The following is a 10,097-nucleotide window of genomic DNA, read 5'->3' on the forward strand; positions in this document are numbered from 1 at the left end:
ATATTTTATCCATCTTATTTATATTAGACTTAAAATTGATAAGGTCAGTTTATTTTTCAGGAATTGAGAATGTTCTTATACTAACCAAAAAACGATAAATATTTTAGCTAATTTTCACAATCAGCTTACCGAAATTACCTCCCTCTAAAAGGGAAATAAAGGCTTTCGACGCATTTTAATCAACCAGTCTGCCTCTGATGTGAGCATAATCCATACTCCGCTAAGAAATCTGTAAACACAGTAAAAATTTATAGTGTGATTTTTTCTTAAATGTATGTACTGCTGTGAAAGAAGATAGTGAAAGAAAAATAAAAACTCACTGCCAGCCATCACCAGCAGTGAGTTTATTGATTTAAATAATTTTTATTGGCTAGAATTTCCAGTTGGCATTTAAGAATACGCCGTTATCTTTGTGACCACGTGATAAGACACCGTTGTATCCCACTGATAGTTTGGTATTTTCATTAATGCTCAGGGAAGTACCGGCTTTGATGACTGCCGCATCACGTTCAGCAGAGACGCTGTTGACCGTAAATGACACATCGCTGTTGCTGAAACTCAATTGACTGTCGCGTGCGACATTACCAAACTGATGTTGCCAGCCTAATTCGCCATACATGCCGACCGTCAGTTGATCCTGCGTCTGCCAGTTCTGGTTCACACGTAAACCTAATGTTGAGAGAGTGGCATTCTTCGATTGTTTTTTACCGGTCAGGGCAGCGGCACCCCCTTGTTCATTAATGCCATCGTTGCGGAAATTAACATGGGACAGATTGGCGAAAGGCTCCAGATTCAGCCAGTCCGGATTGATCCCGTAAGCGGCTTCCGCAAATAACTGCCCGGTTTGCGCACCATATTTAGCTTTCAGATTGTCCGATTGACGACCGAAGGCCACTGAACGCTCAGTATCAAACCGGTGCCAGCTGTAAGTGATACCCGTGCGCAAGGCCAGCGCATCCAGCTGTTTGCTGCCATAAAATGCCAGATGGAAGTTGTCACTGCCTGCGGAAGTATTATCACCGCCACGCAGGGAAGAGCGGGTGAAACCGGTAGCCATACCGAGACGCAGGTCATTGGCTACTTCCCGATCTGCACCCAGAAATACGCCATAGTTAGACATACGATAACCGTTGGCTTCACTGTTACTGTTAGTCCGTTGCCAGTTACTGCTGATCTGTGCCCAGACCCCGTTTTGATCAGCCTTGATATCCTGACTGGCCAATCCGGTGTCAGCCTGACGTAAACGGGTATTCAGGGTATCACGCAGATAACGGCTGCCATTGATTTGTGCAGACGCGATATCAGCGTGGATTTGGCCTGAAGACAATTGCTGGAAGGCTTTGCCCGCCTGCGGCGCCGTATCCGACATCAGAATGCTTTCATAAACCGGATGTCCCAGATGCAATTTCTCCGCCGCATTAGCGATGGCGCGCTCATTGGCGGTTTTTGTCACACTGGCAAATGGGGTAGCATTACGATTGATATCTAACATGACGCGATCAGGCTGGTAGTCCAGTTGAGTGCCAATGAACAGATAATTAGGTGAAGCGGCAGTAAACTGACCATTGATGCCTTTTTTGGCCTGTAGGATATTGTATTGCTGACCCAGCAGGCTGCGGACTTCGGGTTTTGAAAGCAAATTGCTGCTGTTTTCTAACCTAACTTCAACCTCGCCACCTTTTAATGTAGCTAAACCGTCAGCATAAAGACGGTCACTCAACCCAGCGGTATTTCTGGCGACTTCAACCAGGTAATTTGAGTCTGCTTCGAAAGTCACATCGTTGTTAACTTTCAGTGTGCCGATTAAATCCGTATTCATGGGGCCCACATTACCGGGGGCAATATAAGAGCCGCTCTTAGCGATGAGCGAGCCAACCGTACCATTTCCGCTGAATGCGGCACCCTTATGTACCGTCACATCAGAAGCGATGCCGCCACTGACCTGTAACTGGCCCTGTTCAACTAGGGTAGGGCCTTGATAGGTGCTATTTTTACCGGTCAGTTCCAGCATCCCTTTACCGGTTTTGGTTAACCCACCGTGACCGGAAATATCATGACTCCAGTAGTCATAGGTACATTCGATGCTGTCGCAGATGCGTTCTACCGTTGTGCCTGCTTCTACTTTTTCCCCCATGCCAACGATATTGGCGATAAACTGCGTATCGGTATAGGAATTTTCAATATAAAATTCAGCGGGAATATCGTCCTTCGTGATAAACATTTTCGGGCCATCAATGGCATCTTTCAGGTTAAGCATGCCCCAGCCGGAAAATTCATGGATCCTTTTGCCTTCTTTATTAATGATGGTTGCGGTAGTTTTTAGGACATCTGAAATTTGTCCCGCCGTCATATAAGGGAAGCGTTGCATCAGGACAGCGGCGGCTCCGGCAACGTGCGGTGCTGCCATAGATGTCCCCGTCTTGAGACCATAGGAAGAGTCAATTTCAAGCTCCCCTCTATTCAGCGCACCTTCGTTTATTGCACCACCTGATTTTGGAACGAATTCACCGGTGCTACTGTAAACTAGGGTGCCCGGTGCAGATAAACAATAGCTGGCGGTATATCCACAACGGGTTGATGACAGAGCCAGCTCCTTGTCCTGTGTTATGTTGGCGACACTGAGATAGTTTTTCAAAACGTCAGGGAAGAAAAAGGGTATGCCTGCATCTATCCAGGTAACGTTATAGTTATTAGCATTTCCGGTGGAACGAACAACTAATTTATGATGACGTGCTGCACGTAATAAACCTGCTGTACCGGAGAGTTCATCGTATATCTCAGGGATTGGTGAATGGCTTAAATGATCCAATATTCCTTTAATCGGTTCCATTGCGTTAATAACATGATCTAATGTCACCTGCTTATATTTTACTGTCCCATTCGGCCAGCGTTTGGGGTTTCCCCGTTCATCTACTTCATAGCCAGGCCTAACGCCCCAACTATTATTGATGACCCGGACATTACTTTGGATCATCGCTTCTGTGTGATTCTGATAATTACCTAAAAATTTTGCAGTAACCAAGTCGGCATCAAATGCGACTCCATGCATTTCCTTGCCGTCCCGGTTTGCGACAATAGTACCGGCGACATGGTTACCATGATTGCCGAAAGAGATATTGCCAGATTTATCGTCATCATATTTATAACTCACAATATCTGTCGGGCTCAATATTTTAAGCTTATTTGCGAACTCAGCATGAGGCGTTACGGCTTGATCCAGTACCCCGACAGTGATCCCTTTTCCGGTGTAACCACGGGCATAGGCATAATGCGCACCAATGGCTGTTAATCCCCATTGGCGTTTAAACTCTTCTGATAACCAGCTATCCGGTGAATTTAACTGACCCTGTTCTTGATACCCGTTATCAGCGATGGCAGCAGTAGCAGGTAAAAGCCCACACAATAATGTTATCCACAAAACAAGAGGTTTTACTGAATTGTTTTTTTTCATAGTGGTAAGCCTGTTTTTCATGTAATGGATTTATACACAAAGAAAAACTCACTGCCTGCCAGCAGTGAGTGGGATTTTTTTACTGACTAGAATTTCCAGTTGGCATTTAAGAATACGCCGTTATCTTTGTGACCACGTGATAAGACCCCGTTGTATCCCACTGATAATTTGGTATTTTCATTAATGCTCAGAGAAGTCCCGGCTTTGATGACCGCCGCATCACGCGCAGCGGAGACACTGTTGACGGTAAATGACACATCGCTGTTGCTGAAACTCAATTGACTGTCACGTGCGACATTACCGAACTGATGTTGCCAGCCTAATTCACCATACATGCCGACAGTCAGCTGATCCTGCGTTTGCCAGTTTTGGTTCACACGCAAACCTAATGTCGAGAGTGTGGCATTCTTCGATTGTTTTTTACCGCTCAGGGCAGCGGCACCGCCTTTTTCATTGATGCCATCGTTGCGGAAATTAACATGGGACAGGTTGGCAAAAGGCTCCAGATTCAGCCAGTCCGGGTTGATCCCGTAAGCCGCTTCCGCAAATAACTGCCCGGTTTGCGCACCGTATTTGGCTTTCAGATTGTCCGATTGACGACCGAAGGCCACTGAACGCTCGGTATCAAACCGGTGCCAGCTATAAGCTACGCCGGTACGCAAGGCCAGCGCATCTAGCTGTTTGCTGCCATAAAATGCCAGATGGAAGTTATCACTGCCTGCGGAAGTATTATCACCGCCACGCAGGGAAGATCGGGTGAAACCGGTAGCCATACCGAGTCGCAGGTCATTGGCTATTTCCCGATCTGCACCCAGAAATACGCCGTAGTTGGACATGCGATAACCGTTGGCTTCACTGTTACTGTTAGTCCGTTGCCAGTTACTGGTGATCTGTGCCCAGACCCCGTTTTGGTCAGTTTTGATATCCTGACTTGCCAATCCACCATTTGCCTGACGTAAACGGGTATTCAGGGTATCGCGCAGATAACGGCTGCCGTTGATTTGTGCAGACGCGATATCAGCGTGGATCTGGCCGGAAGACAATTGTTGGAAGGCTTTGCCCGCCTGTGGTGCCGTATCCGACATCAGGATACTTTCATAAACCGGGTGGCCCAGATGCAATTTCTCCGCCGCATTAGCGATGGCGCGCTCATTGGCGGTGTTAGTTACACTGGCGAACGCTTTGGCGTTACGGTTGATATTAAGTGTGACGCGATCAGGCTGGTAACTCAACTTAGTCCCAATGAACAGGTAGTCAGGTGAAGCGGCAGTAAACTGACCATCGATGCCTTTTTTGGCCTGTAGGATATTGTATTGTTGACCCAGCAGGCTGCGGACTTCGGGTTTAGATAGCAGGTTTTTGTTGTTTTCTAATGAAACCTGTACCGTTCCACCGTTTAACTTGGCTAAACCGTCAGCATAAATACGGTCACTCAACCCAGAAGTATTTCTGGCGACTTCAACCAGGTAATTTGAACCTGATTCAAAAGTCACATCGTTGTTAACTTTCAGTGTGCCGATTAAATCAGTATTCATGGAGCCCACATTACCGGGGGCAATGTAAGAGCCGCTCTGAGCGGTGAGTGAACCGACAGTCCCGTTTCCGCTGAATGTGGCACCCTTATGTACCATCACATTAGAAGTGATGCCACCACTGACCTGCAACTGACCCTGATCAACGATTGTCGGGCCTTTATAGGTGCTATTTGTACCGGTCAGTTCCAGCATCCCTTTACCGGTTTTGGTTAATCCGCCATGACCGGAAATATCATGACTCCAGTAGTCGTAGGTACATTCAATGCTGTCGCAGACGCGTTCTACCGTTGTGCCTGCTTCTACTTTTTCCCCCATGCCGACGATATTGGCGACAAACTGCGTATCGATATAGGAGTCCTCAATATAAAATTCAGCAGGAATATCTTTCTCCGTGATAAACATTTTCGGGCCATTAATGGCATCTTTCAGGTTGAGCATGCCCCAGCCATAGAGTTTGTCGATACCTTTTTCACCCAAATCTGTCGCTGTGGTTTTGAGAACATCAGAAATTTGTCCCGCCGTCATATAAGGGAAGCGTTGCATCAGGACAGCGGCGGCTCCGGCAACGTGCGGTGCTGCCATAGATGTACCCGTCTTGAGACCATAAGAAGAGTCAATATCAAAATTCCCTTCATTCAGGTAATTTTCATTTATGTGAGTACCTGTTTTTGAAATAAATTTACCGGTACTACTGTAAATATCTGTGCCGGGTGCAGATAAGCAATAGCTGGCGGTATATCCACAACTAGTTGATGACAGAGCCAGCTCCTTGTCCTGTGTTATGTTGGCGACACTAAGATAGTTTTTCAAAACGTCAGGAAAGAAAAGCGGCATACCCGCATCTATCCAGGTAATGTTATAGTTATTGGAATTTCCTGCTGCAAAAACTACGAGTTTTCCATGGCGTGCTGCACGTAATAAACCTGCTGTAGCGGAGTTATCGTCGAATGTTTCAGGGATTGGTGAACGGCTTAACTGATCCAGTGTATTTCGAATTGACTCTCCATGTTTTCTGACTTCGTCCATAGTAACTTGAACATAATCCCACGTACCATCTGGTCGCCTTATCGGTCTACCGTTTTCATCCCGATTACGTTCAGGAGGGACTCCCCAACTATTGTTAATAATCCGAGCGTTACTCTGGATCATCGCTTCTGTGCGATTCTGATAACTACCTAAAAATTTTGCAGTAACCAAGTCGGCATCAAATGCGACTCCATGCATCTCTTTGCCGTCCCGGTTTGCCGCAATAGTACCGGCGACATGGTTACCATGATTGCCGAACAGAATTAAAAGTCCATTAAAAAGCTCGTCAAAATTGACCTGATCTTCTGGGCTTAATCTTCTCAGTTTGTTGGCGAATTCAGCATGAGGCGTTACGGCTTGATCCAGCACCCCGACAGTAATCCCTTTCCCGGTATAACCACGGGCATAGGCATAATGCGCACCAATGGCCGATAATCCCCACTGGCGTTTAAATTCTTCTGATAACCAGCTATCCGGCGAATTTAACTGCCCCTTTTCCTGATACCCGTTATCCGCGATGGCGACAGTAGCAGGTAAAAGCCCACACAATAATGTTATCCACAAGATAATAGGTTTTAAGGAATTATTTTTTTTCATATCGGTAAGTCCGTTTTTCATATAATGGCTGTAGTGAATTCTTTCGGGTGATTATTTGATGAATAACCACTCAAAAATCTTTAAACATGAATAAAGAAAAAAACTCACTGCCTGCCAGCAGTGAGTTGGGATTTTTTATTGACTAGAATTTCCAGTTGGCATTTAAGAATACGCCGTTATCTTTGTGACCACGTGATAAGACACCGTTGTATCCCACTGATAATTTAGTATTTTCATTAATGCTCAGGGACGTGCCGGCTTTAATGACTGCCGCATCACGCGCAGCGGAGACGCTGTTAACCGTAAATGACACATCGCTGTTGCTGAAACTCAATTGACTGTCGCGTGCGACATTACCGAACTGATGTTGCCAGCCTAATTCGCCATACATGCCGACCGTCAGTTGATCCTGCGTCTGCCAGTTCTGATTCACACGTAAACCTAATGTTGAAAGAGTGGCATTCTTCGATTGCTTTTTACCGGTCAGGGCAGCAGCACCGCCTTTTTCATTGATGCCATCGTTGCGGAAATTAACATGGGACAGGTTGGCGAAAGGCTCCAGATTCAGCCAGTCCGGGTTGACTCCGTAAGCGGCTTCCGCAAATAATTGCCCGGTTTGCGCACCGTATTTGGCTTTCAGGTTGTCAGATTGGCTACCGAAGGCCACTGAACGCTCGGTATCAAACCGGTGCCAGCTATAGGCTACGCCGGTACGCAAGGCCAGAGCATCCAGTTGTTTGCTGCCATAAAATGCCAGATGGAAGTTATCACTGCCTGCGGAAGTATTATCACCGCCACGCAGGGAAGAGCGGGTGAAACCGGTAGCCATGCCGAGACGCAGGTCATTGGCTACTTCCCGATCTGCGCCCAGAAATACGCCGTAGTTAGACATGCGATAACCGTTGGCTTCACTGTTGCTGTTGGTCCGTTGCCAGTTACTGCTGATCTGCGCCCAGACGCCGTTTTGGTCAGCCTTGATATCCTGACTGGCTAATCCAGTGTCAGCTTGACGTAAACGGGTATTCAGGGTATCGCGCAGATAACGGCTGCCATTGATTTGTGCAGACGCGATATCAGCGTGGATCTGGCCGGAAGACAATTGCTGGAAGGCTTTGCCCGCCTGCGGCGCCGTATCTGACATCAGGATACTTTCATAAACCGGGTGGCCCAGATGTAATTTCTCCGCCGCATTGGCGATGGCGCGCTCATTGGCGGTATTAGTTACACTGGCGAACGCTTTGGCGTTACGGTTGATATTCAGCGTGACGCGATCAGGCTGGTAGCTCAACTGAGTGCCAATGAACAGGTAGTCAGGTGAAGCGGCAGTAAACTGACCATTGATACCTTTGTGGGCCTGTAGGATATTGTATTGCTGACCCAGCAAGCTGCGGACTTCGGGTTTTGAAAGCAAATTGCTGCTGTTTTCTAACCTAACCTCTACCGAGCCGCCTCTTAACGTAGCTAAACCATCAGCATAAATGTGGTCACTCAATCCTGCGGTATTTCTGGCAATTTCAACCAGATAATTTGAGCCTGTATCGAAAGTCACATCGTTGTTAACTTTCAGTTTCCCGATTAAATCAGTATTCATGGGGCCCACATTACCGGGGGCAATGTAAGCGCCGCTTTTAGCGATGAGTGAACCGACAGTCCCGTTTCCGCTCAGTGTGGCACCCTTGTGTACCGTTACTTCAGAAGTGATGCCGCCACTGACCTGTAGCTGACCCTGGTCAACGATTGTCGGGCCTTGATAGGTGCTGTTTTTACCGGTCAGTTCCAGCATCCCTTTACCGGTTTTAGTTAATCCGCCGTGACCGGAGATATCATTACTCCAGTAGTCATAGGTACATTCAATGCTGTCGCAGACGCGTTCTACCGTTGTGCCTGCTTCTACTTTTTCCCCCATGCCGACGATATTGGCGACAAACTGCGTATCGGTATAGGAGTCCTCAATATAAAATTCAGCAGGAATATCTTTCTCCGTGATAAACATTTTCGGGCCATTAATGGCATCTTTCAGGTTGAGCATGCCCCAACCATAGAGTTTGTCGATACCTTTTTCACCCAAATCTGTCGCTGTAGTTTTGAGGACATCAGAAATCTGAGCTGCTGTCATATAAGGGAAACGTTGCATCAGGACAGCCGCAGCTCCAACGACATGTGGTGCTGCCATGGATGTACCAGTATAGGTATCATAGGAAGAGTCAATCTCAAGCTCTCCTCTATTCAGGGCACCTTCGTCTATTTTCTTTCCTGTTTTTGAAACAAACTTACCGGTACTACTGTAAATTTTGGTGCCCGGTGCAGATAAGCAATAGCTGGCGGTATACCCACAGCTGGTTGATGACAGAGCCAGCTCCTTGTCCTGTGTTATGTTGGCGACACTGAGATAATTTTTCAGGACGTCAGGAAAGAAATATGGCATACCCGCATGCAACCAGGTCACGTTATAGTTGTTGGCATTTCCTGCCGCAAAAACAACTAATTTGTCATGTCGCGCAGCACGTAATAAGCCCGCTGTTCTGGTTGTGTAATCATCTAATTCAGGAATTTCTGAACGGCTTAGACGATCCAATTTTTCTCTAAGATCATTATTATTAACATATTTACGGACATCCTCCAGAGTAGTTTTAACATAGTCCCATGTACCATCTGGCCGCCTTATCGGATTGCCGTATGCATCCCGTCTTATCTGAGGGCGAACCCCCCAACTGTTATTGATAACCCGGGCATTACTTTGGATCATCGCTTCAGTTCGGTTGTAGTCATTCTGTAAATATTTACCGGTGATCAAGCCAGCATCAAATGCAACTCCATGCATCCCTGTACCGTCCCGGTTTGCCGCAATAGTGCCTGAGACATGGTTACCATGAGCGCCGAACTCAATGACATCTGTCCAAATATCTTCGTCAAAGTTGACCGGATCTTCCGGGCTTAATCTTCTCAGTTTATTTGCAAATTCAGCATGAGGCGTTACTGCTTCATCCAGCACTCCGACATTGATCCCTTTCCCGGTATATCCACGGGCATAGGCATAATGTGCGCCAATAGTAGTTAATCCCCACTGGCGTTTAAATTCTTCTGATAACCAGCTATCAGGTGAATTTAACTGCCCCTGTTCTTGATACCCGCTATCCGCAATGGCAGCAGTAGCAGGTGAAAGTCCACACAATAATGTCACCCACAAAACAATAGGTTTTACGGAATTGTTTTTTTTCATAGAAATAGGCCTATTTTCCATATAGTGGGGCATTCCGATTTATTTTTAATAAATAATCAGAAGCCTCTTATAATAAAAAGGTTGTTTTTTTATTTATATAACCGGCAGAAAAACCTCATCCCACAATAAATAATTATTGTAGGAATAACTCTGATAATAGAAATTAATATACAAGAAATTAATATCAGCAGAATGCCAGCGAGTTTCTATGAAATAATATTTTCATCGCAAAGGCAAGATTTAAATTAACCCAAAACAAACATTCCGT

Annotated in this window: 3 protein-coding genes; all 3 read right to left on the reverse strand. The window is 46.3% G+C overall.

From position 1 onward, the window contains the following. Window positions 1-370 precede the first annotated feature (370 nt). Complete coding sequence (locus AACX68_RS03300; protein ID WP_228860576.1) at window positions 371-3,451, reverse strand: autotransporter serine protease; 3,081 nt, start codon at window positions 3,449-3,451, stop codon at window positions 371-373. Window positions 3,452-3,537: 86 nt separating this feature from the next. Next, window positions 3,538-6,609, reverse strand: a complete 3,072-nt coding sequence (locus tag AACX68_RS03305; RefSeq protein ID WP_228860577.1) for an autotransporter domain-containing protein — start codon at window positions 6,607-6,609, stop codon at window positions 3,538-3,540. Between the two features lie 142 nt (window positions 6,610-6,751). After that, window positions 6,752-9,829: an autotransporter domain-containing protein gene (locus tag AACX68_RS03310; protein ID WP_228860578.1), complete on the reverse strand. Its 3,078-nt coding sequence runs from the start codon at window positions 9,827-9,829 to the stop codon at window positions 6,752-6,754. Window positions 9,830-10,097: the final 268 nt, after the last annotated feature.

Origin of the sequence: Xenorhabdus sp. PB61.4, from assembly GCF_963894935.1 — a bacterium.
In the GTDB taxonomy this organism is placed as follows: Bacteria; Pseudomonadota; Gammaproteobacteria; order Enterobacterales; family Enterobacteriaceae; genus Xenorhabdus; species Xenorhabdus stockiae.